This window comes from Sphingomonas sp. (genome assembly GCF_035490575.1).
Taxonomy (GTDB): domain Bacteria; phylum Pseudomonadota; class Alphaproteobacteria; order Sphingomonadales; family Sphingomonadaceae; genus Sphingomonas.
The window spans coordinates 1-23,488 of record NZ_DATJLI010000176.1 but is presented as its reverse complement, the minus strand read 5'-3'; the positions used below and the strand labels follow the sequence as shown (position 1 = coordinate 23,488).

Genomic DNA, 23,488 nt, shown 5'->3' with positions numbered 1-23,488 from the left:
CCGAACCTAGTCGCTCCCGACCGCGAAACCAAGCGGCAGCCGCCCTGCCCTTAAGTCCATGGCAAAGGCACGCCCATCGACACCGGCTTCGCGCAGATCGGCCAGCGCGGGCGCGCCGGTGCGCTTGGCCAGCCGTTCTCCATCCGGTCCCAGCAACAGCGGGTGATGGCGATAAACGGGGCTTGGCAGGTCGAGCAGCGCCTGCAACAGCCGGTGGATATGCGTCGCGGCGAACAGGTCGATGCCGCGCACGACGTGGCTCACCCCCTGCGCTGCGTCATCGAGCGTGACCGACAGGTGATAGCTGGACGGCGCGTCCTTGCGCGCAAGCACCACGTCTCCCTGCGCCAGCGGGTCGGCGGCGACATCGCCCGCCAGTTCGTCGGTCCAGGTCAGCCCGCCCGCCTGCGCGACGGCGGCCGACATGTCGAGCCGCCAGCAATGCGGCAGCGCCGGGTCGACCGCGCGGTGGCGGCACGTTCCGGGATAAAGCCCGCCCCCCACCCCATGCGGTGCGCTGGCCGCCGCAGCGATATCGGCACGCGTGCAGATACAGCGATAGACCAGTCCCATCGCCGCCAGTCGCGCCAGCGCCTCGGCATAATGTGGCAGCCGCTGCGACTGAAACACGACCTCACCGTCCCAGTCGAGACCCAGCCAGCGCAGATCGGCCAGAACGCCGTCGACATGTTCGGCGCGGCTGCGCGTGCCGTCGATATCCTCGATCCGCAATAAAAAGCGTCCGCCGTCCGCACGCGCGCGATCATGCGCCATGATCGCCGAAAACGCATGGCCCGCGTGCAGCCGCCCCGTCGGGCTGGGTGCAAAGCGGGTAACGACCACGCGGATCACCGGACCCCTTGACCGCAAGAGTTATCCCATGCTGTCATGCCGTTGTCATCCTGTTCGGCGACAGGGACATGCGCGTTGGTGTCCTGGGAGCTTCCATGTACCATCCCGATCTGATCCGCCATCCGGATAGTTGCCCGGCACTGGTCCTGAATGCCGATTTCACGCCGCTCAGCTATTATCCGTTGAGCGTGTGGCCGTGGCAAACCGCGATCAAGGCGGTGTTCCTCGACCGGGTCAACATCATCTCGCATTATGAGCGGGAGATCCGAAGTCCCAGCGCGAGACTGAAGCTGCCTTCGGTCATCGCGCTCAAGCAATATGTCAGACCCTCCCAATTCCCCGCCTTCACCCGTTTCAACCTTTTCCTGCGCGACAAGTTCACCTGTCAATATTGCGGGACCCCGTCCGACCTGACGTTCGACCATGTCGTGCCGCGTGCCTATGGCGGGCGGACCACATGGGAAAATGTCGTCACCGCCTGTGCGCCGTGCAACCTGAAAAAGGGCGGCCGCACCCCGAAAGAAGCGCATATGCCGCTGGGGCAAAGTCCGATCCGCCCGACCAGCTGGCATTTGCAGGAAAATGGCCGGCGCTTTCCGCCCAATTACCTGCACGAAACCTGGCACGACTGGCTGTATTGGGACTCGGAACTGGAGGCCTGACCGTGGATCAGGTCGCCATCGGCAGCCGCAACCGCACCAGCAGACCGCCCAGATCCTCGCTTTCCTCAAGGCTGACGGTGCCTTCATAGATTTCGGCGACGTCGCGCACGATCGCCAGGCCAAGGCCGGTGCCCGGCTTGCCGCTGTCCAGCCGCACGCCGCGATCGAAAATGCGGACACGATCGGCATCGGGAATGCCGGTGCCGTCATCCTCGACCATGATCTCGACAAAGCCGGCTGTCGCGCCGACCGTGATGAACACGCTGCCACCGCCATATTTCGCGGCGTTTTCCACCAGATTGCCGAGCAGGTCGTCCAGGTCCTGCCGCTCGATATGCGCGACCAGGTCCTTGCGTCCGTCAATGTCGATGCGGACGTGCCGGTAAAGCCGTGCCACCGCGCGCTCGACCGCTTCGATCGACGGCCAGACCTCTGCCCGGCTATGCGCCGATCCACGCCGCCCGACCGCGCGCGCGCGCGCCAGATGGTGGTCGACCTGTCGCCGCATCGTCCGTGCCTCGCGCACCACGGTATCGGGCAGGTCGTCGCCACCTGCGGTCGCTGCGTTCATGATGACCGTCAGCGGCGTCTTAAGCGCATGGGCAAGATTGCCCGCATGGAGCCGCGCTTCCTCTGCCTGGCGCTCGTTATGCTGGATCAGCGCGTTCAGTTCCTCGACCATGGGCGCGACCTCCGCCGGCATCGGTCCCTCGATCCGCGGCGCGTTGCCGACGCGCATCCGCGCCAGTTCCCGGCGCAGTTTCTTGAGCGGCAACAAGCCATACCATGTTTGCAGTGCGGCCATCACGATCAGCCCCAGCCCCAGCAACAGGAAGCTGCGGATCAATGTCTGGCGCAGCGCGGCGATCTGCGCGTCCAGCATCTCGCGGCTCTGCGCGATCTGGAACCGCCACCATATGTTCGATCGCGGCAGTTTCACGTCGCGTTCGGCGATTCGCAGCTTCTCGTCGGGAAACTCGTTGGAATTATAGGTGTGGACCGCGCCGTTGGGCGCATGATCGCGGACGCGCAGCCGCCGGTCCCACAGCGAACGGGAACGCGACGCCTGATATCCGGCACCCGAAACCTGCCAATACAACCCCGAATAAGGTTCGAAGAATCGCTGATCGGCCAGTTCGCGATTGAACATCACTTCGCCCGACCCGTCGATCTCGGCCGAAATCATCATCGACGTGATGAGATAATCGAGCTGATCGTCGAAATTACGCGTGATCGCGCCCGTCAGCACCCGGTCGAGCGCAAAGCCGCCGCCCGCCAGCAACAGCAGAATCCACGCCGACGCAATGACAATCATCCGCCGGCTGAGCGATCCCGTCACCCGCACATAGGGGCGCGGACGGTCGATGGACGCGGGATCGGTGCTCATGGGCGCGCGGATCAGGCCGCCGGTGTGCCGGCCGGATCGTCGAGGCTGTAGCCAAGGCCGCGGATGGTGGTGATGACATCGGCGCCCAGTTTCTTGCGGATGCGCGTCACGAACACCTCGATCGTGTTCGAATCGCGGTCGAAATCCTGGTCATAAATATGTTCGATCAATTCGGTGCGGCTGACGACCTTGCCCTTGTGGTGCAGCAGATAGGACAACAGCTTGTATTCCTGCGCCGTCAGCTTGACCGGATCGCCGCCCTTGGTGACTTTGCCCGAGCGCGTGTCGAGACGGATGTCGCCGGCGGTCAGTTCGGCCGACGCATTGCCGCTGGCACGGCGGATCAGCGCGCGCAGCCGGGCGATCAGTTCCTCGGTCTGGAACGGCTTGGCGACATAATCATCGGCGCCCGCGTCCAGCCCGGCCACCTTGTCCGACCAGCTGTCGCGCGCGGTCAGCACCAGCACGGGCGTCGTCCGCCCGTCGCGCCGCCAGCGGTCGAGCACGGTCAGCCCGTCGATCTCGGGCAGGCCCAGATCGAGGATGATCGCGTCATATTGCTCGGTCGAGCCGAGAAAATGCCCTTCTTCCCCATCGGACGCGGTATCGACGGCATAGCCCGCGCCGGTCAGCGTGTTCGACAATTGCTGGCGAAGATTCGGTTCGTCCTCGACGATCAAGACGCGCATGGCGCTCCCCTAAAACTTGGTGACGTTCAATTGCCCGACTGGCCCAGCACCTGGCCCGACCGGCCGTCGACATCGACCCAGATGACATTTCCATCGCGCAGGAACTTCAACGTGTAAACCGTGGTTCCCGAATCGAAGTCGAAGCCCAGATAGCGCGCGCCGCGCATCCGGGGCACGACGCGGCGTTCGATCTCTCTCAAAGGCAGGATGCGGCCCTCGACGCGGGCGGCGCGAGCGGCGCGGTGGTCACCGCGTTTTTGCGCGTCGGCGGCGACGCCGGGTTCCCCCGCCATCGCGCACGCCAATGTCGCCAGAACGCCCAACCCGGTCATCTTCATGTCGCATTGCATAGGGCTGTCGCGTTGAACAGCCTCTGAATGGCATCGTCGCCCAACGGCAACTTGCGCGTTGCAGCCTTGCCACGGTAACGGCCCCCAATGGCCGCACCTGTCCTTGCCTATGAAGAGCTTGGCCTGATCCAGGGATCGGGCTGGCTGTTCCGCAACCTCAACCTGTATATCGGCGCCCGCGACCGGGTGGCGCTGATCGGGCGCAACGGCGCTGGCAAGACCACGCTGATGAAGCTGATCGCCGGCAGCATGGACCCGGATGAGGGGCGGCGCGTCATCGTGCCGGGCACGCATGTCGTGATGCTGGAACAGGACCCGCAAGTGACGGGCTGCGCCACGCTGCTCGATTTCGTCCTGCGCGGCGACGACGCCCCGCCCCGGCACGAGGCGGAAGCGATTGCCGACCAGCTCGGCATCGACCTGTCGCGCGAAGCCGCGACCGCCAGCGGGGGCGAACGGCGCCGCGCCGCCATCGCCCGCGCGCTGGCACAGGACCCCGATGTGCTGTTGCTGGACGAGCCGACCAACCACCTCGACATCACCGCCATCGAATGGCTGGAAGACTGGCTGCAACGCTTTCGCGGCGCATTCGTCGTCATCAGCCACGACCGCACGTTCCTGACCCGGCTGACCAAACAGACCTTGTGGCTGGACCGGGGCGGCATCCGCCGCGCCGAGGTTGGCTTTGGCGGATTCGAGGCGTGGACCGAACAGGTCGCGGCCCAGGAACAGCGCGCCGCCGAGAAACTGGACGCGCGGCTGAAGCTTGAGGAGCACTGGCTGCAACGCGGCGTCACTGGGCGGCGCAAGCGTAATCAGGGGCGCCTGACCAAGCTGATCGAAATGCGCGCTGAACGCGCATCGATGCAGGGGATGCAGGGCGCCGCCAACCTCGTCACCAGCGCCGACGATTCAAAAACGCGCGTCGTCATCGACGCCAAGGGCGTGTCGAAACATTATGGCGACCGCACCATCCTGCGCGACTTTTCGCTGCGGGTGACACGCCGCGACCGGATCGGCATCGTCGGTCCCAACGGCGCGGGGAAATCGACGCTCATCAAGCTGCTGACCGGCCAGATCGCACCCGATACGGGCGAGGTGAAGCTGGCCAAGACGCTTGACCCCGTCATCATCGACCAGCAGCGCAGCAAGATGGCGCCGGAAAAGACGGTGCGCGACGTGCTGGCCGATGGCGGCGAGTGGATCGACGTGCTGGGCGCACGCAAGCACGTCCATGGCTATCTGAAAGAGTTCCTGTTCGCGCCCGAACTGATCGACGCCAAGGTCGGCACGCTGTCGGGCGGCGAGCGGTCGCGCCTGCTTCTGGCGCGCGAGTTTGCGCGGCCGTCGAACCTGATGGTGCTGGACGAACCGACCAACGATCTCGACCTCGAAACGCTCGACCTGTTGCAGGAAGTGATCGGCGATTACGAGGGCACGGTGCTGATCGTCAGTCACGACCGCGATTTCCTCGACCGGACGGTGACGGTCACGCTGGGGCTGGACGGCACCGGCACGATCGATGCGGTGGCGGGCGGCTATGCCGATTGGGAAGCCAAGCGCAAGGTGCGCCAGACCGCCGCCAAAAAGGCCGCCGCCGCCAAGCCGGTCGACCCTCCCAAGCCCAAAAGCGTCAAGCTGACCTACAAGGATCAGCGCGATTACGACCTGTTGCCCGCCCGGATCGAGGCGATCGACAGTGAAGTCGCCGCGCTGGAAGCGGCGATGGCAGACCCGGACCTGTATGCGAAAAACCCGGCGCGATTTGACAAGCTGGGGACCGACATTGCCCGCCTGCGCGAGGAAAAGGACGCCGCCGAACTGCGCTGGCTGGAACTGGCCGAACAGGTCGAGGGGCTGGGCTGACGCCACCGCGCCAGCCCGCCGCCCATTGGATCAGGCGCGCAGCAGCTCGTTGATGCTGGTCTTGGCGCGTGTCTGCTCGTCGACGCGCTTGACGATCACGGCGCAATACAGCGCGGGCTTGCCCTCCCCGCCGCCAAGCGTCCCCGGCACGACCACCGCATAGGGCGGCACTTCACCCATCATGATCTCACCCGTCGCGCGGTCAACGATCTTGGTCGACGCGCCCAGATACACGCCCATCGACAGTACCGCGCCGCGACGCACAATCACCCCCTCCGCCACTTCGGCGCGCGCGCCGATGAACGCGCCGTCCTCGATGACGACCGGATTGGCCTGCAGCGGCTCCAGCACGCCGCCGATGCCGGCGCCGCCCGACAGGTGCACGTCGCGGCCGATCTGCGCGCAGCTGCCAACCGTGGCCCAGGTGTCGACCATCGCGCCTTCACCGACATAAGCGCCGATATTGACGAAGCTGGGCATCAGCACCGCGCCCTTGCCGATGAAGCTGCCGCGCCGCACGACGCTGCCCGGCACCGCCCGGAACCCGGCGCTGCGGAACGCGCCGGCATCCCATCCGGTGAATTTCGACGGCACCTTGTCGAACCAGTTGGCGCCGCCCGGTCCCGGCATCACCTCATTGTCGTTCAGGCGGAACGACAGCAGCACGGCTTTTTTCAGCCACTGGTTGACGATCCATTCGCCGCCCTCGCCCGGTTCGGCCACGCGCGCGGTGCCGCCGTCGAGCATCGCCAGCGCCGCATCCACCGCCTCGCGCACTTCACCGGTGGTGCCGGTCGACAGGCTGGCGCGGTCGTCCCACGCGGCGTCGATCACCGACTTTAGTTGGTCGTGCATGTTTCCTCCCAGATGGCGGTGAGCCACGCCGTCAGATCGGGCGTGGTGAAATCGATATGCGCGGGGTCGACCCCGACCTGTTCCGAACCGTTATCGACCCAGACCGTCGTCATGCCGATCGCCTTGGCCGGCGGCAGGTTGCGGGCCATATCCTCGACAAACAGCGCGGCGTTCGGGTCGATGGCATAGGCGTCGCACAGCCCGGCATAAGCGTGCGGATCGGGTTTCGGCCGATAACCGGTGGCACGGATGTCGTGCACCCCTTCGAAACTCTCGGACAGGCCCAGCCGCTCGAGCACCCGGTCGGCATAGGGACCATCGCCATTGGTGAAGACCAGCTTGCGCCCCGGCAGCCGCGCAATCGCCTCCACCAGCCGGTCGTTGGCGGCAAGCGCGCTCATGTCGACATCGTGGACGAAGGTCAGGAAATCATGCGGGTCGATGTCGCGCACCGCCATCAGGCCCGACAGGGTGGTGCCATGGTCGCGGAAATGGCGCTTCTGAATGGCAAAGGCGGTGTCGCGGTCGCACCCCTCCAGCGCGCACACATAATCGGTCATCCGCGCCTCGATCTGCGCGAACAGGGTCGCGCCCGCCGGATACAGCGTGTTGTCGAGGTCGAAGATCCAGGTGTCGATATGCGCGAGCCGGGGGTCCATGACGATCGCGGCTTTAGGGGCGGCGGATGGCAGGAGCAACCACCGTGAGCGGGGGTTTAGGCGCCCCAAGCCAAGCTTGACTGGCACGCCCGTCTCGCCGCCCCCATCTTTTGCCCATGACCCGATATTCGATCCTCGATCTCGTCCCCGTCCGGCAGGGGTCCGATGTGTCCACCGCGCTTGCCGAAGCGGCGCAGTTGGCGACCCATGCAGAGGCGCATGGATTCACCCGTTACTGGATTGCCGAACATCACGGGATGCCCGGCATTGCCGGTGGGGCCACGTCGGTCGTGCTGGGCCATGTCGGCGCGGCGACCAAAAGCATCCGCATCGGGGCAGGCGGCATCATGCTGCCCAACCACGCGCCGCTGGCGATCGCCGAACAGTTCGGGACGCTCGACGCGCTGTATCCGGGGCGAATCGACCTGGGGCTGGGGCGCGCGCCAGGATCGGACCAGCGCGTGATGCGCGCCATGCGCCGCACGCTGGAGGCGAACGGTCCCGACCAGTTCCCGCAGGATATCGTCGAGCTGCAAAGCTATTTCGCCAATGACGGCCGCACCGGCATCGAAGCGACGCCGGGTGCCGGGGCGAACATCGAGATGTGGGTGCTCGGCTCCAGCCTGTATGGCGCGCAACTCGCCGCCGCGCTGGGCCTGCCCTATGCCTTTGCATCGCACTTCGCGCCCGATGCGCTGGATCAGGCGATCGAGACCTATCGCCGCCTGTTCCGCCCGTCGGAACGGCTGGAGCGCCCCTATGTGGCGGCCGGATTCAACATCTTTGCCGCCGACACCGATGAGGAAGCGCGCTACATCGCCAGTTCGATGGAGCAGAGCTTCGTCGCGCTTCGCACCGGCAATCCCGGCCGCCTGCCGCCGCCCGTCGCGGATTACCGCGCGGGTCTGGGCGCGCAGGGCAATGCGATCCTCGACCATGTGCTGTCCTGCTCAGCGATCGGTGCGCCCACGAGCGTGAAGCGCCAGCTCGACGCCTTCCTCGAGCGCACCGACGTCGACGAGGTCATCCTGACCGGCGCAACCTATGATCCGCAGGCAAGGGCAAAGAGTCTCGCGATCGGCGCTGAATTGCTGGACGCTCGCGTGGCGGCGTGACAGCTGGTGGCGAACAGGCCGCGCTCATCGGAACGCGGCCCGTGCCGGTCTAGCTCGACGCTACGCTCAAAAAGCGCCGGTCAGCGAAACCACGATCGTGCCATCGGCAATCGAATCGAACCCGCCCTTCGAGAAATTGGGCAGCAGATAGGCGCCGTCCGCCTCGCTGATGTCGGTGTCGATATAGGACACGCCGAGAATCAGGTTCTTGTAGGTAAAGTCCGCACCCAGCGTCCAATCCCAATAGGTGCCGGTCGGCGCGACGCTGGTGCCGTTCGGTCCCAGGCCCGAATTGCCGTCCGAATAACCGATATGCGCGCGCAGCGAGATCGGCGTGTTGGGAACCGCCGCCACCGCATCGCCCGACAGATACAGATTGTCTTCGCTGTCGCCCGGGTCATTGGGCACGCCCGCCGCCGCATCGGCCCCGGTGAAGAACACGCGGCCCAGCGCTTCCTGCCGGGGCGCATAGAAGGCGCCAGCCGTCAGCGTCACGGGACCGGTTGTGCCCGACAGCTTGATATAGGGCTCGGCAAAGTCGGTGGTGTCCGCGCCGCCCGGATACATATACCAGGTAACGCCCACATCGACGGTGCCCCCGCCACCGATCGGCGCCTTGAACCCTCCAATCAGGTCGAGTTCCATGTTGGCGCCGCCGAACGTGCCCCAACCGGCCAGGTTGGACGCCCAGGTCCCGACATAAAAACCGCTTTCATGGGCGACGGTCAGGCCGCCCTGAATGGCCATTTCCTTGTCGGTCTGCGACACGCCGCGAAAGCGATAGTCGGAGGCGAGAGTAACGCTGCCGGAGACGGTGACCGGCTCGGGCGGTGCCGTCTCTTCCTGCGCCATGGCAGGCGTTGCACATGCGAGGAGAAGGGCCGAAAGCCCGAGTGTAGAGAAACGCATCGTGTCCCTTTCGATTAGAAGGCGATGGTTCTCTCCTGCTGTCGGGATGCCGCGTCTTTTATGCTGAAAGCATGCGCGGTCGTTCGCCGACGCAACCTTTGTGTCGCATCATGCCGCGTCGCACAAGATTCATTGCGAGAGCCGCAGCAAAAGGGCGGCAGGTGTTGCCGCCCCGACACAAAGGTTTCGTGCGTTACGGTTCAGCGCACCGCGATGATCGCGTCGATCTCCACGACCGCGCCCAGCGGCAGCACGGCGACGCCGACGGCGCTGCGCGCATGGCGGCCGGGTTCGCCCAGCACGTCGATCATCAGCTCGGATGCGCCATTTGCGACCTTTGCCTGATCGGTGAAGCCGGGGTCCGAATTGACGAACACGCCCAGTTTCACAATGCGTTCGATCCGCGACAGGTCGCCCTCCAGCGCGCGCCGTGCCTGCGCCAGCAGCATCATCGCGCACCGCTTGGCCGCTTCCTGGGCAAAGGGAATATCACGATCGGCGCCGACCCGGCCGGTCATCAGCGCGCCATCCTGGAACGGCAATTGCCCCGAAATATGCAGCAGCCCGCCATGGATCACCGTGGGGACATAGGCCGCGACAGGCGCGGCGGCTTCGGGAAGGGTCAGGCCGAGTTCGGCCAGGCGATCATCGATGCTCTGGGTCATGACGCCGATGTGCCGTGCCCGGCGTCGGCGGGCAAGCCCGAAGCGAATCGCGCCGCGATCCAGTCCGCTGCATCCTGCCAGTCGTCGATTCGCGCATGGGCATGCGCCGCTGCCGGGACCACTGCCGCCATTTCCGGCTCCGCGATCATCTGCAACCGGTGAACACACGGTGCGGCGCGCGCGACCGATTCGTGATGCACCGCCAGATCATCGACGAACACCGTGACGGGGTTGCCATGTTCAGCCACAAGTCGCGCGACCGGCTCCCCCTTGCCGCCCTGATTGCATTCGACGCGGTGGTCGATGCCATGTTCGGCCAGCTGGTCGATGCGATGCGTGCGGCAATGGTCCTGAAGGTTGGTCAGGATGACGATATCCGCAGCCTCCGCCAGCGTCGCCAGCGCTTCACGCGCATGGGGCACCAATGTCTGGCGATGCATCTCGGCGGGGAAGAACCCGCCAAGATAACCCCACATCTCGTCCTGTGACGGGCGGGTTCCGTCGGCGCGGGTCATCGCGCTGGCAAAATCATGGCTATAGGCGAATTCGATCGCGTGCACTTCGTCCAGCCAGGTGCGGAAATGCCGCACCATGTGCAGCAGCACTTCGTCGCAATCACAGATCAGCAGCGGCTTCATGCGTTCTCCAGCGCTTGACGGGCATGGACAAGCGCGGCCGGCGCCACGCCCAGCGCCGCCGCACAATCGATCAGGTCCGGCTCATAGGCCTCCAGAAAGCCGAGCACCGCCACCAGCGTTGCGGGATCGCCCGCGCGGGCGCGCAGCGACGGCACGTCGAGACCCGTCATCGCCAGCAGCCGGTCGGCGCGCGCACCGTCGCCCAACAACCAGACCAGCGCGTTCAGCGCCAGCGCAGCGGGATCGCGATCGGCATTTGTCTCACGGATCGGCATCGAATAGGGCTTTGACGCAATGGACGACACCGCCGCCTTGGCAAGCCGGGTCCTTGTTGTCGAGGACAACGAGCTGAACCTCAAGCTGTTCTGCGACCTGCTGCGCGCGCATGGCTTCGCGCCGGAGCCGGTGCGCGACGGCCGTGATGCCGTGGCGCGCGCGCGCGACATCGCACCGGCGCTCATCATCACCGACATTCAGCTGCCGCACGTCACCGGGCTGGAGCTGATCCAGCGGTTCCGCGCCGATACGCGATTGAAATCGGTGCCGATCATGGCCGTCACCGCCTATGCCGGGCATGATGACGAAGCGCGCATCCGCGCCGCGGGCGCCAACGCCTATGTCTCCAAGCCGATTTCGGTGCTGCGCTTCATCGAGGAAGTTCGGGCACTGCTCCCGGCCGACGGCTGAACCCGCGCGGTTACGCGGCCTTTCGCATCTCCAGTCGGCCCCATATCTCGACCAGCGCCTGGGTCAGTTCGCGCATCATCGCTTCGTCATGCGCGGGGCCGGGGGTGAAGCGCAGCCGTTCGGTGCCGCGCGGCACGGTCGGATAATTGATGGGCTGAACATAGACGCCGTATTCGGCCAGCAGGATGTCGCTGATCCGCTTGGCCTTGACAGGATCGCCGACCATCAGCGGGACGATATGCGTGGTCGACGCCATCACCGGCAGCCCGGCATCGGCGAACATCGTCTTCAGCCGCAGGGCCGCGGCCTGCTGCCCGTCGCGCTCGGCGCTTGACGATTTCAGGTGGCGGACGCTGGCCAGCACGCCCGCGACCAGCACCGGCGACAGGCTGGTGGTGAAGATGAAGCCCGGCGCATAGCTGCGAATGACGTCGATGATCGTGCGGTCGGCGGCGATATACCCGCCCATCACACCGAATGCCTTGCCCAACGTCCCTTCGATGATCGTCAGCCGGTGCGCGGCCGCGTCACGTTCCGAAATGCCGCCGCCGCGCGCGCCATACATGCCGACCGCATGGACTTCGTCGAGATAGGTGAGCGCATTATATTTATCGGCCAGATCGCAGATCGCATGGATGGGCGCCACGTCGCCATCCATCGAATAGACGCTTTCGAACGCGATCAGCTTGGGCGCCGATGGATCGTCGGCGGCCAGCAATTCCTCCAGATGCGCCAGGTCGTTGTGGCGGAACACCCGCTTTTCACAGCCCGAATTGCGGATGCCCGCGATCATCGACGCGTGATTCAACTCGTCGGAATAGATGATGCAACCCGGCAGCACGCGCGCCAGAGTCGACAGCGTCGCCTCGTTCGAGACATAGCCCGACGTGAACAGCAGCGCTGCTTCCTTGCCGTGCAGGTCGGCCAACTCGCCTTCCAGATCGATATGATAATGGGTGTTGCCGCCGATGTTGCGCGTGCCGCCCGATCCGGCGCCGACATCGTGCAGCGCTTCCTCCATCGCGGCGATCACCTTGGGATGCTGTCCCATCGCCAGATAGTCGTTCGAGCACCACACGGTGATCGGCTTAGGGCCATTATGCCCGGCAAAGCAGCGCGCGTTCGGGAACGCGCCCTTGTTTCGCAGGATGTCGATGAAGACGCGATAACGCCCCTCGGCATGAAGGCGGTCGATCGCCTGTGAAAACACACGGCTGTAATCCACCGCAGGGGGCATGGTGCGCGCCTCGATCATGCCAGCGGCATCTAACCGCTAATTCGCCGCTTTTCCAGCGCGAACGGCTCGCAGACTGACGACCGGTCGACGTTACGTCAGGGCAGGTCGAAGGCCGGTTTGCTTTCGATCAACCCCGCCTGGCGATAATTGTGATAGAGATTTCTCATCGCCGCTATCCCCGATTCTTTTCGAAACCAGCGAACGGCGACTGAGAGACCTTTGGTGCTCCCGCTTACCCCGAGGAGCTTTACGATGCTCAAGACTGAAAGCGAATATTTCCGCAACCGCGAAGCGCAGGAACGCGCCGTGGCCGCGCGTTGCGACGACGTGACCGCGCGCCGCGTCCATCTGGAACTGGCGAAACGCTATCACGCGCTGGCAATACCGGCACCGCGGATCGCCTGATCCACAAATGAAAAAGGGGCCGTGACACGATCGTCACGACCCCTTTCGTCATCGGTCGGGCAATCAACCGTCGTAATCGCCGCCGACATTCTGGTTGCGCGGCGGCGCGGCGGCCGTCAGGCGCAGCGCCTCTGCCGATGCCGACAGCGAACCCAGTTCATCGGGCGCTTCCTCGTCATCGACCTGGACCCGCTGCAGGCTGGAAACCACCGATTCGTGCAGATTGTCGGGACGCACCGTTTCCTCGGCGATCTCACGCAGCGCGACGACGGGATTCTTGTCCCGATCACGATCGAGCGTGAGTTCGGCACCGCCCGAAATCTGTCGCGCGCGCTGGGCCGCGAGCAGCACCAGATCGAACCGGTTGGGGATCTTGTCGACGCAATCCTCGACGGTGACGCGCGCCATGAACGCTTCCTTCGCTTAAAAAATCGGTAGGTTCGGGAAAGGATGCCGGTTAGCCGGTCGCGCGCAAAAGGTCAAGATTTTCCGCCATGCCATTGCGCGACGGTCGCATGGCCCGCATGAAGCGCGCCATGGCACAGCCGCCCGAACAGCCTGTTTTCGTCGTCGCCGGCAATGGCCTGCAACTGCTCGACACCGGACCGCGCCGGATGGCGGCGCTGCTGGCGCTGATCGACGGAGCCGAACAGTCGCTGCGCGTGCTCTATTATATCTATGAAGACGACGATGCGGGCCGCGCGGTCGGCGATGCGCTGATCCGCGCGGCGGCGCGCGGCGTCCAGGTGTCGCTGATCGTCGACGGCCTGGGCAGCGAGGTGGCGGCGCGCGCGCAATTCTTCGAACCGATCGAGGCTGCGGGCGTGCAGGTCTGTCGCTTCATCCCGCGATTGGGCCGCAAATATCTGTTGCGAAATCACCAGAAGCTGGCGCTGGCCGATGAAGCACGCGTCATCATCGGCGGGTTCAACATCAAGGACGATTATTTCGGCCAGCCCGGCGATGACGGCGCGGCGTGGCGCGACCTGGGCGTGCTGGTCGATGGACCGGCAGCGGCGCGGCTGGCCGGCTATTTCGACGCGCTGGAACGCTGGACCCGGCGCCAGCACGCGCCCGTTCGCGCGCTGGCGCGGATGCTTCGCAGCCACAGCGAGACCGAAGGCGCCGTCCGCTGGCTGCTGGGCGGGCCGACACGGCGGCTGTCGCCATGGGCGCGCACCATCCGGCACGAGATGAAGGCCGCCGCGCGGGACCGCACGCGCATCGACCTGATCGCCGCCTATTTCGCGCCCGGCCCCGCCATGCTGCGCCGGTTGCGTCGCGCGGGGCGGCGCGGCGTGGTGAACCTGGTGCTGCCGGCCGTGACCGACAATTACATGGCGATCTGGGCATCACGCTTCACCTATGCCGGGCTGCTGCGCCGGGGCGTGCGGATATGGGAATATCAACCGACCAAGCTGCACACCAAATTGGTCGTGATCGGCGGCGTGGTGCATGTCGGATCGGCCAATTTCGACATTCGCAGCCTGTTCCTGAACCTGGAGCTGATGCTGCGCGTCGAAGATCCTGATTTTGCCGCGCATGTCCGCGCCTATGTCGACGGCGAGATCGCGCAGTCGCGCCGCATCGCCGCCGCCGACCATCGCGCGGCGATGACGCCCTGGACGCGGATCAAGCAGGCCGCCGCCTATGCGGTGATGGCCGTGCTCGATCCCCAGATCAGCCGCCGTCTGCTCGCCTGGGGCGAGCGGCGGAATTAGCTGGCGGCACCGGGCCGCGCCCCACTCGGCCTCCCACAGCATATCCTGGATGGGAGGCCGAGTGGGGCGCGGGCCGGTGCCGCTTCAAAGCAGAAAAAAACGATTAGCGTTCGCTCAGATAATAGCGGTCGGTCGCCGCCAACGCGTCGTCGAGTTCATAGACCATCGGCTGCCCGGTCGGGATTTCCAGCCCGGCGATCTCGGCGTCCGAAATGCCCGACAGATGCTTGACCAGCGCGCGCAGCGAATTGCCATGCGCCGAAATCAGCACGCGCTTGCCCGCCTTCAATTCGGGCGCGATGCGCTCTTCCCAATAGGGCAGCACGCGCGCGATCGTATCCTTCAGGCTTTCGGTCTGCGGGATGTCCACGCCGCGATACCGCACGTCCTTCGACAGGTCATAGGTCGAATCGGCATCCGGCAGCGGCGGCGGAATGTCGAAGCTGCGGCGCCAGATCTTGACCTGTTCGTCGCCATGCTTCGCCGCCGTCTCGGCCTTGTCCAGCCCGGTCAGGCCGCCATAATGCCGCTCGTTCAGGCGCCAGTCCTTTTCAACCGGCAGCCACAACCGGCCCATCGCCTCCAGCGTCAGATTGAGCGTCTTGATCGCGCGCGTCTGGAAACTGGTAAAGGTCTGGTCGAATTCGAACCCCTTCTCGGACAGCAATTCGCCAGCAGCCCATGCCTCCTTCACCCCCTGTTCGGTCAGGTCGACATCCCACCATCCGGTGAAACGGTTTTCCAGATTCCAGGCCGACTGGCCATGGCGGACGAGGACGAGTGTGGGCATGAAACCTCCGACGCTTGGTGCCTTCGCGCTTCCATAACGGTCCCGGCGGCGCTGGCAACCGAGCGGGGCGCTTGACGCGGGCAACACACCCCGGCACGTCGGCGGCCATGGCCCGCCGCAATCCCCGCGCATCCGCACCCCGCCCCGCCCGCCCCGAATGGCAGGAAACGCTGATCTTTCTGGTCAAGCTGGCGCTGTTCGTATTCCTGATCCGCAGCTTCCTGATTTCCCCCTTCGTCATTCCGTCGGGATCGATGCTGCCGCGCACGCTGATCGGCGACTATCTGTTCATCACCAAATGGAATTACGGCTATTCGCGCCACTCGCTGCCGTGGAGCCTGCCGCTGATCCCCGGCCGCATCCTCCCCTCGACGCCCGCGCGTGGCGACGTGGTGGTGTTCAAGGCGCCGCCCGAAAACCGGGAGGACTGGATCAAGCGCGTCATCGGCCTGCCCGGCGACACCATCCAGATGCGCGGCGGGACGCTGTTCCTCAATGGAAAGGCTGTGCCCAAGCAGCGGGTCGCCGATTTCGTATTGCCGCTGACCCCCAACAGCCCGTGCGACTCCTATTTCCGTGACGAGGCGGCCGATGGCAGCCCGGAGTGCCGCTATCCGCAGTTCGAGGAAACGCTGCCCGGCGGGGTTTCCTATCGCATCATCGACCAGGGGTTCAGCGTCGGCGACGACACCGGCATCTACCGCGTGCCGGCCGGCCATGTTTTCCTGATGGGCGACAATCGCGACGATTCAAAGGACAGCCGCTTCCCCGATTCGATCGGTTTCGTGCCGATGGAGAATCTTGAGGGCAAGGCGGTGGTCAATTTCTGGTCGACCGACGGCAATGCGTCGTGGCTGATGCCTTGGACCTGGCCCGGCGCCACGCGCTGGCAGCGGATCGGGGAGCTTTACTGACCATGACCGATCTGGCGGCATGGCTCGACGCGACCTTTGGCGGCGTCGAATCGCCCGAACGGTTCATGCGCGCGCTGACGCATGGCAGCCAGGCGGCGGCCAATTACGAACGGCTGGAGTTTCTGGGCGACCGCGTGCTGGGCCTGACCATCGCGCAGTGGCTCTATTCGCGGTTCCCCGATGAGCCGGAGGGCAAGCTGTCGCGCCGGCTGAACGCGCTGGTCACCGGCCCGGTCTGCGCCGATGTCGCGCGTTCGATCGGCGTGCGCGCGCAACTTCGCCTTGGCAAGCAGGCGCGCGACGACGGCGCCGCCGACAGCGACAATGTGCTGGGCGATGTGATGGAGGCATTGATCGGCGCGCTGTTCCTCGAACGCGGTTTCGACGGCACCGCCGCCTTCATCCGCGACGCATGGGGTAGCCGGATCGAGGCGCAGGGCACAGCCCCTCGCCATCCCAAATCGGGGCTTCAGGAATGGGCGGCGGCCAACCGGCGCAAGTCGCCCGAATACGCGATCCTCGATCGATCCGGTCCCCACCACGCCCCGCGTTTCCGCGTGTCGGTGAAGCTGGGCGAGTTCGCCAGCGCCGAGGGCGAAGGCACGTCGAAACAGGAAGCGGAAACGGCGGCGGCGGCGGCGTTGTTGAAGATTGTCGAGGGGAAGTAGAGGCTATTGTCCGTTTCCCGCGTCGCCCCGGCCTTGAGCCGGGGTCCCGCTAAAACCCTAGACAAGGAAGGTCGAGAGGTCTCGCCATTCGGGATTCACGGCCTCGATCAAAGCCAACTTCCATTCCCGCCGCCATCGTTTAAGCCGCTTCTCATGTGCGATCCCGTCTAGCATGGTTGCACACGCTTCGCTCCAGACGAGGCGATCAAGTCTATAGCGCTTGCAAAAACCAGAACCGACACCGGCACGATGTTGAGCAACACGCGCCGCCAGGTCTGCCGTCACACCAACTAAATTGTGCCGCGATAGCGATCAGCCATCATATAGACCCACCCGCCGCGATCGCGATCTGTCATCACAACAGAGAATTAAAAGCGGGACCCCGGATCAAGCCCGGGGTGACGAGCGGCAACCACCTGACGCTCCACCCGCGTCACATGGCCCATCTTGCGGCCGGGGCGCGCCTCGTGCTTGCCGTAAAGATGCAGGTGGGCGCCCGGTTCCGCGGCCAGCGCGGTCCAGTTATCGGCGTCCGCGCCGATCAGGTTGGTCATCGTGACCCGCGCGCCGGTCAGACCCGTCGGTCCCAGCGGCAGGCCAAGAATGGCGCGGGCGTGGTTTTCGAACTGCGACGTTTCGGCTCCCTCGATCGTCCAATGCCCGGAATTATGGACGCGCGGCGCCATTTCGTTGAACACCGGCCCCTCAGCGCTGGCGAAAAACTCCAGCGTCAGCACGCCGACATGGCCCAGCGCCTCGGCCACGCGGCCCGCCAGCGTCGCCGCTTCGGTCCATTGCGCCGCCACAGGGGCGGGGGCGGGTATGGTCGAGGTGTCGAGGATGCCATGCTTGTGGACGTTCAGCGGCGGGGGATAGCTGATGATGGTGCCGTCGATGGCCCGCGCCAGCACGATCGAAAACTCATGCTCGAACGACACGAACCCTTCGAGGATCGCGGGGCCGCCGCCGATCGCGTCCCATGCGGCATCGGCGTCGTGCGCGGCGGACAGGCGGGCCTGCCCCTTGCCGTCATAGCCGAAGCGGGTCGTTTTCAGGATCGCCGGGCAACCGATCCGTTCGATCGCAGCATCCAGCGCAGCCCGGTCGGGCACTTCGGCCCAGCGCGCGGGGCGTCCGCCCAGTTGCTCGACGAAACGCTTTTCGGCCACCCGGTCCTGCGCGACCGACAGCGACCGGGGCGACGGGCGCACCGGCACCAGCGCGCCCAGGCGCTCGATCGGTGCGGCCTCGACATTCTCGAACTCGTAAGTAACGACATCGACCTGCGCCGCGAACGCCGCCAGCGCGGCATCGTCATCGAACGCCCCTTGCGTGAACGCGGGCGCGACGTCGTTCGCCGGACCGGTTTCGGGCGCATAGACGTGGCAGCGATAGCCAAGCTGCGCGGCGGCAATGGCGATCATCCGGCCGAGTTGCCCCGAACCCAGAATGCCGATGGTCGAATTGGGCGGCAGCATGTCGGTCATTGCGGGCTGTCGGGCACCTTGTCGGTCTGCGCCTGCCGCCATGCGATCAGGCGTTCACGAAGGGCTGCATCGTTCAGCGCGAGGATCGATGCCGCCATCAGCGCCGCGTTCGCCGCCCCCGCCTCGCCAATGGCCAACGTGCCGACGGGCACGCCCGCGGGCATCTGGACGATCGACAACAGGCTGTCGAGGCCGCTCAGCGCCTTGGACCGCACGGGCACGCCCAGCACGGGCAGATGCGTCATCGCCGCGACCATGCCCGGCAGATGCGCCGCCCCGCCCGCACCCGCGACGATCACCCGGATCCCGCGCCCCTCGGCCTCCCGCGCATAGGCGACCAGCCGGTCAGGCGTGCGATGCGCGGAGACGACGCGCGTCTCATGCGGCACCTCAAGCGCGTCGAGCAGTTCGGCGCCGCGCGCCATCGTGTCCCAGTCGGACGTGCTGCCCATGATGATGCCGACCAGCGGTTGCGCCATGTCCCTGCCCCAGGTTGGGAAAGCCCGCTGCCCTAGCGGCCCGATCGTGAAAGGGCAACGCGGTTCAGAAGCCGCCCGGCCCCGGACCGCCTGCCTCTTCCTCGAACGGTTCAGGCTCCGGCTCGCGACGGCGTGGATCGGGGTTGAGGCTGCGGCTGTCGAACTCCAGCGCGCCGTCGGGCGCGACGCGCACGCCCAGGCCGTCCAACTCGCGCTCGACCGCGCCGGGCAGGCCATCGACCTCGTTGCTGATCGCGTCGATCAGGTTGCCGACCTCGTCGCCCGTTTCCTCGATCGTGGGTTCCGCCGGTTCGGCGCGAACCGCGGGTCCGGCCCCGGTCGCGCGCATCATGTAATCGCGCCAGATCCGTGCGGGCACGCCACCACCCGACAAGCCCGCATTGGGCGTGTTGTCGTCATTGCCCACCCACACGCCGGTGACGATGCCATCGGCAAAGCCGATGAACAGCGCGTCGCGATTGTCCTGCGTCGTGCCCGTCTTGCCGAACGCAGGCACCGACAGCGCCGCCTGTCGCCCCGTCCCCTGTCGGATCGACCCGGCCAGCAACGTCCGCATATCGTCAAGCTGGCGCGCCGGGATGCGCCGCGTGTCCAGACCCAGACGGTCGAGCCAGCTTCCCTCCGGCGCCTGAGCCAGCCCGCGCGGGCGCACCGGCATTTCCCCTGATGCGAACGCCGCATAGGCGGCGGTCAGCTCCAGCAGGGAGACCGACGAGGTGCCAAGCGCGATCGTCGCTTCGCTGGGAATCGGCGTCGAGATGCCCAGATCGCGCGCCGCCTTGATGACCGCACGCGGGCCGACCTGCTGCGTCAGGCGGGCGGCGGCGACATTGCTGGACCGGGCAAAGGCACGCGCCAGGCTGATCTCGCCCAGATAGCGCCCATCATTGTTGCGTGGCGACCATTCGGCGATGGTCAGCGGCGTATCCTCGACCATATCGTCAGGGGTCATGCCCGCACGGAGCGCCGCGTAATAAACGAACAGCTTGAACGTCGATCCGGGTTGCCGCCGCGCCTGGGTCGCGCGGTTGAACGGGCTGGCGGCGTAATTCTTGCCGCCCACCATCGCGATGATCCGCCCATCGGGCCGCATCGACACGATCGCGACCTGTGCCTCGTGCAGCCCCGCCGATCGTACCGCGCGTTCGGCGGCACGCTGCATCCGGATTTCCAGCGTCGTCGCGACCGTCTGGTCCGCCCCGATCGCGCCCGCCTGATCGCGGGCCTGGGGCAGCACCCAGTCGGCGAAATAGGTGCCAATCGGCAGGCGCCGTGTCGTTCGCACCTTCAGCCGGGCGGGCGCTACGTCGCGCGCTTCGGCATCGGTGATGAACCCCGCATCGGCCATCGCCGCGACGACCAGTTCCTGCCGCGCCCGCGCGCCTTTCAGATTGCCGGTCGGCGCCAGACGGCTGGGCGCCTTGACCAGACCCGCCAGCATCGCTGCCTGACCGATCGTCAGTTCGTCGGCATCACGGCTGAAATAATGCCGGGCAGCGGCGTCGAGGCCATAGACGTTATCGCCGAAATACACGTTCGACAGATAGCGCGACAGGATCTCGTCCTTGGTCAGCCAAGCCTCCAGCCAGAAAGCGATCATGACTTCGCGGACCTTGCGCGCCAGCGTGCGGTCGGAACTGAGAAACGCGTTCTTCGCCAATTGCTGCGTGATCGTGCTGCCGCCCTGCGAACTGCGCGAGGTGAAGACGTTGTTGACGAACGCGCGCAAAATACCGCGCGGATCGACGCCCAGATGACTGCGAAAGCGTCGGTCCTCGATCGCCAGGAACGCGCCGGTGACATGCGCGGGCAGCTTTGCCGCGTCCACCGCCTCCCCGATCACCGCGCCGTGCCGGGCGATCGGGTCGCCCTCCGCCGACAGCAACGTGATCGACGGGGGCACTGGCGGCTCGAGCGATTTGGAAAGCGGCGCGGTGATCGCCAGCCAGATGACGATCAGCACCAGCAGCACGAACAGCGCGCCGATGCCGCGCGCGACCCAGCGCATCGGACTGGGCCGCCAGCCGCGCGGCAATTCGGGCGGGCTGCCCATCGGCGGGGGCGGCGGCGCGAACGGGTCGGCCGGTTGCGGGGGCACGGGCGCGGGGCGCCAGGCATCATTGCTGTCGAAGCGCATGGAAGGGACTGTCTTACCGCGCCAACACACTGGACGCAATCGGCTTATCGCAAGCAATGGCAGGCGCGGCAACGGCCCTTAAGGGGCATCAGGCGCTGCGGCGCTGGCCCAGCATCTCGGCGGCGCGGTGCGTCGCGATGGCGGTGTCGCCGGCCAGCCGCTTGACCTCTGCCGCGACGACGGCGAACCCGCGTCCCGCTTCCCCCGCGCGAGCCGCCTCGATCGTGGCGTTGAGCGCCAGCAGGTTGGTCTGCCGCGCGATGCGGGCGATGGCGTCGACGGTGCCGGTAAGTTCGGCCAGCATCGAATCGCGTTCCGCCTCACGCTCGGCCAGCGCCGCCTGCAATGTCTCGGCCTCACCCAACTGGCGCGACACGGTCTGCTCCAGTTGCATCTGTCGCGTCACATCGGCCGCGATCTTGAGCACGCCGACCGGGTATCCGTCCTCGCCCATCACGGGATTATAGGTCGCCTGCAACCATACGTCGCGGCCATCGGCGGCAATCCGGCGATAGCGGCCCGAATCGAATCGGCCCGCCGCCAGTTGCCGCCAGAACGCGGCATAAGAAGGGGATGCCAGATCCTCCGGCGAACAGAACATGCGGTGATGGCGCGCGACCACGTCATCGCGGCCATAGCCCATCAGACGCAGGAAATTGTCATTGGCGTCGATCACATGGCCATCGGGCGAAAACTCGATCACGGCCTGCGATTTCAGGATTGCATCCCATACCGCCGAACCACCGAACCGCATCGTTACGCCTCCACCAGAACACACACCGCCATAACGGATGAAAGGCAAACAACCGCTTAACCAAGATCGTGCGATAAGCGGGGGCTGGCGCATGGCCGCCATGGGTGGCACGACGCGGGGGTGCTGCGACATTTGTGGAATCTGGCCGGCGGCGTGTCGGTATTACTGGGACTGATCGGCGCGTTCCTGCCGATCATGCCGACGGTGCCGTTTCTGTTGCTGGCGGCATTCTGCTTTGCGCGGGGCAGCCCACGGTTCGAGGCGTGGCTGCTCGATCACCCCCGTTTCGGCCCGCCGGTCATCGCGTGGCGTGAACATGGCGCGATCCCCAGGCGCGGGAAATGGGCCGCGACCATCGGTCTGAGCGGCAGCGCGATCCTGGGCCTGATATTGGCGCCATGGCCGTGGTGCCTGATCCCGGCGGGGATCGCGATCGTCAGCGGCACCTGGATCTGGAGCCGCCCCGACGCGTGACCGATCAGTGCACGGTCGGCCGCTGCGCCAGCGTCTCAAGCGCGCGGACCTGATCGTCGGTCACGCCGAACAGCGCGACCTGTCCCATGCGCGCGTCGCCGCTGGCGACCCCCACCCCCTCGACCGCGGGCACCAGCGATAGGGGTGGCACCAGTCGCAGCGCATCCACCCGCGCACCGCGCCGCTTGAGCAGGGCCAGCGTGCCGTTGCCCGCCACCAGCGCGCCTTCGCCATTGCCGCCCGGCAATGCCTGTCTGGCGTGGAAACCGACCAGCCGCGCCTCGGCAATCGCCATCGCGTTGTCGGGATCGGTCAAGCGGAGTTCGGCCAGCCGCGACCAGCGCGCGACCAGCCCCAGGGCGATCATGCCGACGGTCAGTCCCGCCAGCAGCGACCAGCTCATGCGCGGCCCGATAACGCGTCGAGCATGGGGCGGATGCCCGACAGGTCGTAACCCGCGCCCGCGCCCTTTTCGACGATCGCGGCGGGATCGCCGCCCGCCTTGGCCGCGCTCAATGCCCACAGGTTGCACGACCGCGTGCCCGACCGGCAATAGGCCAGCACCGGCCCATCGGCATCGGCCAGCAACTGCGTCATCGCGTCGATCTGTGGATGGCTGAACCCGGCATGGGTGATGGGGATCGCGGCATAGGCCAGTCCCGCCGCCTGCGCCGCGTCGCGCATTTCGGCGTCGGTCGGCTGGCCTGGTTCTTCACCGTCGGGGCGATTGTTGACAATGGCGCGGAAACCCTGGCCTGCGATGTCAACCAGCTCGTCGGGGCTGATCTGGGGCACGACGCTGATCCGGTCGTCGATGCGGCGAATATCGGCCATGGAAATCTCCTTCTCATCGGGCGGCGGCCGATCCGGCGGCGGGGTGTGAACCCCTCCACCATGCTCCCGCATGGTCCCCTCCCCGTTCCGGGGCGGTATCTAGGTGGACGTGCGGATCACCTCAAGGAAATCGGCGCCGTAAGCATCGAGCTTTCGCTGTCCCACGCCCGCGATCCGGCCCATTTCCGAAAGCGTGGCGGGCCGCGCCATCGCCATGTCGCGCAGGGTGGAGT

Annotated in this window: 29 protein-coding genes and 1 pseudogene; 9 read left to right on the top strand and 21 right to left on the bottom strand. The window is 66.2% G+C overall.

The genetic code is table 11. The features are described 5' to 3' along the window. Positions 1-6 precede the first annotated feature (6 nt). Entirely contained in the window at positions 7-849 is an 843-nt protein-coding gene (gene gluQRS / locus VL973_RS13495; protein WP_325284556.1) for a tRNA glutamyl-Q(34) synthetase GluQRS, read from the bottom strand. 98 nt (positions 850-947) lie between these two features. Between gluQRS and VL973_RS13490 the strand changes: the two genes are divergently transcribed. Beyond that, on the top strand, positions 948-1,514 hold the full coding sequence (locus VL973_RS13490) for an HNH endonuclease (protein WP_325284544.1): 567 nt from the start codon (positions 948-950) through the stop codon (positions 1,512-1,514). A gap of 7 nt (positions 1,515-1,521) precedes the next feature. Here the strand turns inward: VL973_RS13490 and VL973_RS13485 are convergent, their stop codons facing one another. From VL973_RS13485 to VL973_RS13475, 3 genes are read right to left on the bottom strand one after another with little or no spacing between them, the layout of a single operon-like run. After that, positions 1,522-2,901 carry a sensor histidine kinase gene (locus VL973_RS13485; RefSeq protein ID WP_325284543.1) on the bottom strand — a complete coding sequence of 460 codons (1,380 nt, stop codon included), beginning with the start codon at positions 2,899-2,901 and terminating at the stop codon, positions 1,522-1,524. An 11-nt stretch (positions 2,902-2,912) separates the two neighbouring features. After that, a complete protein-coding gene (locus VL973_RS13480; protein ID WP_325284542.1) occupies positions 2,913-3,590 on the bottom strand; it encodes a response regulator transcription factor in 678 nt (225 codons plus the stop codon). A 26-nt stretch (positions 3,591-3,616) separates the two neighbouring features. Further along, positions 3,617-3,928: a PepSY domain-containing protein gene (locus VL973_RS13475; RefSeq protein ID WP_325284541.1), complete on the bottom strand. Its 312-nt coding sequence runs from the start codon at positions 3,926-3,928 to the stop codon at positions 3,617-3,619. 99 nt (positions 3,929-4,027) lie between these two features. On the opposite strand from VL973_RS13475, the gene VL973_RS13470 reads away from it, so the two are divergent. Beyond that, positions 4,028-5,806 carry an ABC-F family ATP-binding cassette domain-containing protein gene (locus VL973_RS13470; RefSeq protein WP_325284540.1) on the top strand — a complete coding sequence of 593 codons (1,779 nt, stop codon included), beginning with the start codon at positions 4,028-4,030 and terminating at the stop codon, positions 5,804-5,806. 30 nt (positions 5,807-5,836) lie between these two features. Here VL973_RS13470 and dapD read toward each other — a convergent pair whose 3' ends face one another. Then, positions 5,837-6,661, bottom strand: a complete 825-nt coding sequence (gene dapD, locus VL973_RS13465) for a 2,3,4,5-tetrahydropyridine-2,6-dicarboxylate N-succinyltransferase (RefSeq protein WP_325284539.1) — start codon at positions 6,659-6,661, stop codon at positions 5,837-5,839. Further along, positions 6,646-7,320 carry a pyrimidine 5'-nucleotidase gene (locus tag VL973_RS13460; RefSeq protein WP_325284538.1) on the bottom strand — a complete coding sequence of 225 codons (675 nt, stop codon included), beginning with the start codon at positions 7,318-7,320 and terminating at the stop codon, positions 6,646-6,648. Before VL973_RS13460 ends, dapD begins: the two co-directional genes overlap by 16 nt. Before the next feature lie 116 nt (positions 7,321-7,436). Here VL973_RS13460 and VL973_RS13455 point away from each other — a divergent pair, with 116 nt between their 5' ends. Then, on the top strand, positions 7,437-8,435 hold the full coding sequence (locus tag VL973_RS13455; protein ID WP_325284537.1) for an LLM class flavin-dependent oxidoreductase: 999 nt from the start codon (positions 7,437-7,439) through the stop codon (positions 8,433-8,435). 66 nt (positions 8,436-8,501) lie between these two features. Here VL973_RS13455 and VL973_RS13450 read toward each other — a convergent pair whose 3' ends face one another. The 4 genes from VL973_RS13450 to VL973_RS13435 all read right to left on the bottom strand — a co-directional run bounded on the left by VL973_RS13450 (position 8,502) and on the right by VL973_RS13435 (position 10,952). Beyond that, entirely contained in the window at positions 8,502-9,344 is an 843-nt protein-coding gene (locus VL973_RS13450; RefSeq protein WP_325284536.1) for a TorF family putative porin, read from the bottom strand. A 200-nt stretch (positions 9,345-9,544) separates the two neighbouring features. After that, positions 9,545-10,009, bottom strand: a complete 465-nt coding sequence (locus tag VL973_RS13445; RefSeq protein WP_325284535.1) for a RidA family protein — start codon at positions 10,007-10,009, stop codon at positions 9,545-9,547. Further along, positions 10,006-10,647: an HAD family hydrolase gene (locus tag VL973_RS13440; RefSeq protein ID WP_325284534.1), complete on the bottom strand. Its 642-nt coding sequence runs from the start codon at positions 10,645-10,647 to the stop codon at positions 10,006-10,008. Before VL973_RS13440 ends, VL973_RS13445 begins: the two co-directional genes overlap by 4 nt. Next, on the bottom strand, positions 10,644-10,952 hold the full coding sequence (locus tag VL973_RS13435) for a DUF3572 family protein (RefSeq protein ID WP_325284533.1): 309 nt from the start codon (positions 10,950-10,952) through the stop codon (positions 10,644-10,646). The genes VL973_RS13440 and VL973_RS13435 overlap by 4 nt, the downstream gene beginning before the upstream one ends. Positions 10,953-10,959: 7 nt before the next feature. On the opposite strand from VL973_RS13435, the gene VL973_RS13430 reads away from it, so the two are divergent. Further along, positions 10,960-11,334: a response regulator gene (locus VL973_RS13430; RefSeq protein ID WP_325284555.1), complete on the top strand. Its 375-nt coding sequence runs from the start codon at positions 10,960-10,962 to the stop codon at positions 11,332-11,334. 10 nt (positions 11,335-11,344) lie between these two features. Here the strand turns inward: VL973_RS13430 and hemA are convergent, their stop codons facing one another. Next, a complete protein-coding gene (gene hemA / locus VL973_RS13425; protein ID WP_325284532.1) occupies positions 11,345-12,589 on the bottom strand; it encodes a 5-aminolevulinate synthase in 1,245 nt (414 codons plus the stop codon). A gap of 234 nt (positions 12,590-12,823) precedes the next feature. On the opposite strand from hemA, the gene VL973_RS13420 reads away from it, so the two are divergent. Beyond that, positions 12,824-12,976, top strand: a complete 153-nt coding sequence (locus VL973_RS13420) for a hypothetical protein (RefSeq protein WP_325284531.1) — start codon at positions 12,824-12,826, stop codon at positions 12,974-12,976. 63 nt (positions 12,977-13,039) lie between these two features. Here the strand turns inward: VL973_RS13420 and rpoZ are convergent, their stop codons facing one another. Beyond that, positions 13,040-13,384: a DNA-directed RNA polymerase subunit omega gene (rpoZ, locus tag VL973_RS13415; protein ID WP_325284530.1), complete on the bottom strand. Its 345-nt coding sequence runs from the start codon at positions 13,382-13,384 to the stop codon at positions 13,040-13,042. Between the two features lie 128 nt (positions 13,385-13,512). Here rpoZ and VL973_RS13410 point away from each other — a divergent pair, with 128 nt between their 5' ends. Then, entirely contained in the window at positions 13,513-14,697 is a 1,185-nt protein-coding gene (locus VL973_RS13410; RefSeq protein WP_325284529.1) for a phospholipase D-like domain-containing protein, read from the top strand. Positions 14,698-14,800: 103 nt separating this feature from the next. Here the strand turns inward: VL973_RS13410 and gpmA are convergent, their stop codons facing one another. After that, positions 14,801-15,487 (bottom strand): 2,3-diphosphoglycerate-dependent phosphoglycerate mutase, encoded by a 687-nt coding sequence (gene gpmA, locus VL973_RS13405; protein ID WP_325284528.1) that lies wholly within the window; start codon positions 15,485-15,487, stop codon positions 14,801-14,803. 107 nt (positions 15,488-15,594) lie between these two features. Between gpmA and lepB the strand changes: the two genes are divergently transcribed. Together lepB and rnc are read left to right on the top strand one after the other, a co-directional pair. Further along, positions 15,595-16,401 carry a signal peptidase I gene (gene lepB, locus VL973_RS13400; RefSeq protein ID WP_325284554.1) on the top strand — a complete coding sequence of 269 codons (807 nt, stop codon included), beginning with the start codon at positions 15,595-15,597 and terminating at the stop codon, positions 16,399-16,401. Between the two features lie 2 nt (positions 16,402-16,403). After that, complete coding sequence (gene rnc, locus VL973_RS13395; protein ID WP_325284527.1) at positions 16,404-17,069, top strand: ribonuclease III; 666 nt, start codon at positions 16,404-16,406, stop codon at positions 17,067-17,069. A gap of 57 nt (positions 17,070-17,126) precedes the next feature. Here the strand turns inward: rnc and VL973_RS13390 are convergent. From VL973_RS13390 to VL973_RS13370, 5 genes and pseudogenes are all read right to left on the bottom strand, one after another. After that, positions 17,127-17,425 (bottom strand): annotated as a pseudogene (locus VL973_RS13390) (GIY-YIG nuclease family protein). A 12-nt stretch (positions 17,426-17,437) separates the two neighbouring features. After that, positions 17,438-18,556 (bottom strand): 5-(carboxyamino)imidazole ribonucleotide synthase, encoded by a 1,119-nt coding sequence (locus VL973_RS13385; protein ID WP_325284526.1) that lies wholly within the window; start codon positions 18,554-18,556, stop codon positions 17,438-17,440. After that, positions 18,553-19,035: a 5-(carboxyamino)imidazole ribonucleotide mutase gene (gene purE / locus VL973_RS13380; RefSeq protein ID WP_325284525.1), complete on the bottom strand. Its 483-nt coding sequence runs from the start codon at positions 19,033-19,035 to the stop codon at positions 18,553-18,555. The genes VL973_RS13385 and purE overlap by 4 nt, the downstream gene beginning before the upstream one ends. Before the next feature lie 64 nt (positions 19,036-19,099). Then, on the bottom strand, positions 19,100-21,193 hold the full coding sequence (locus VL973_RS13375; RefSeq protein WP_325284524.1) for a transglycosylase domain-containing protein: 2,094 nt from the start codon (positions 21,191-21,193) through the stop codon (positions 19,100-19,102). An 88-nt stretch (positions 21,194-21,281) separates the two neighbouring features. Beyond that, the gene (locus VL973_RS13370; protein WP_325284523.1) at positions 21,282-21,947 is read right to left on the bottom strand and encodes a methyl-accepting chemotaxis protein; all 666 of its coding nucleotides are present in this window, start codon (positions 21,945-21,947) and stop codon (positions 21,282-21,284) included. A gap of 120 nt (positions 21,948-22,067) precedes the next feature. Between VL973_RS13370 and VL973_RS13365 the strand changes: the two genes are divergently transcribed. Beyond that, positions 22,068-22,421, top strand: coding sequence for a YbaN family protein (locus VL973_RS13365; protein WP_325284522.1), 354 nt, complete (start codon positions 22,068-22,070; stop codon positions 22,419-22,421). A gap of 4 nt (positions 22,422-22,425) precedes the next feature. Here the strand turns inward: VL973_RS13365 and VL973_RS13360 are convergent, their stop codons facing one another. The 3 genes from VL973_RS13360 to VL973_RS13350 all read right to left on the bottom strand — a co-directional run. After that, a complete protein-coding gene (locus VL973_RS13360; RefSeq protein ID WP_325284521.1) occupies positions 22,426-22,824 on the bottom strand; it encodes a hypothetical protein in 399 nt (132 codons plus the stop codon). Beyond that, entirely contained in the window at positions 22,821-23,255 is a 435-nt protein-coding gene (locus VL973_RS13355; RefSeq protein WP_325284520.1) for a protein tyrosine phosphatase family protein, read from the bottom strand. Before VL973_RS13355 ends, VL973_RS13360 begins: the two co-directional genes overlap by 4 nt. Positions 23,256-23,354: 99 nt before the next feature. Next, the coding region (locus tag VL973_RS13350; protein WP_325284553.1) for an HRDC domain-containing protein at positions 23,355-23,488 on the bottom strand (134 nt) is incomplete at its 5' end.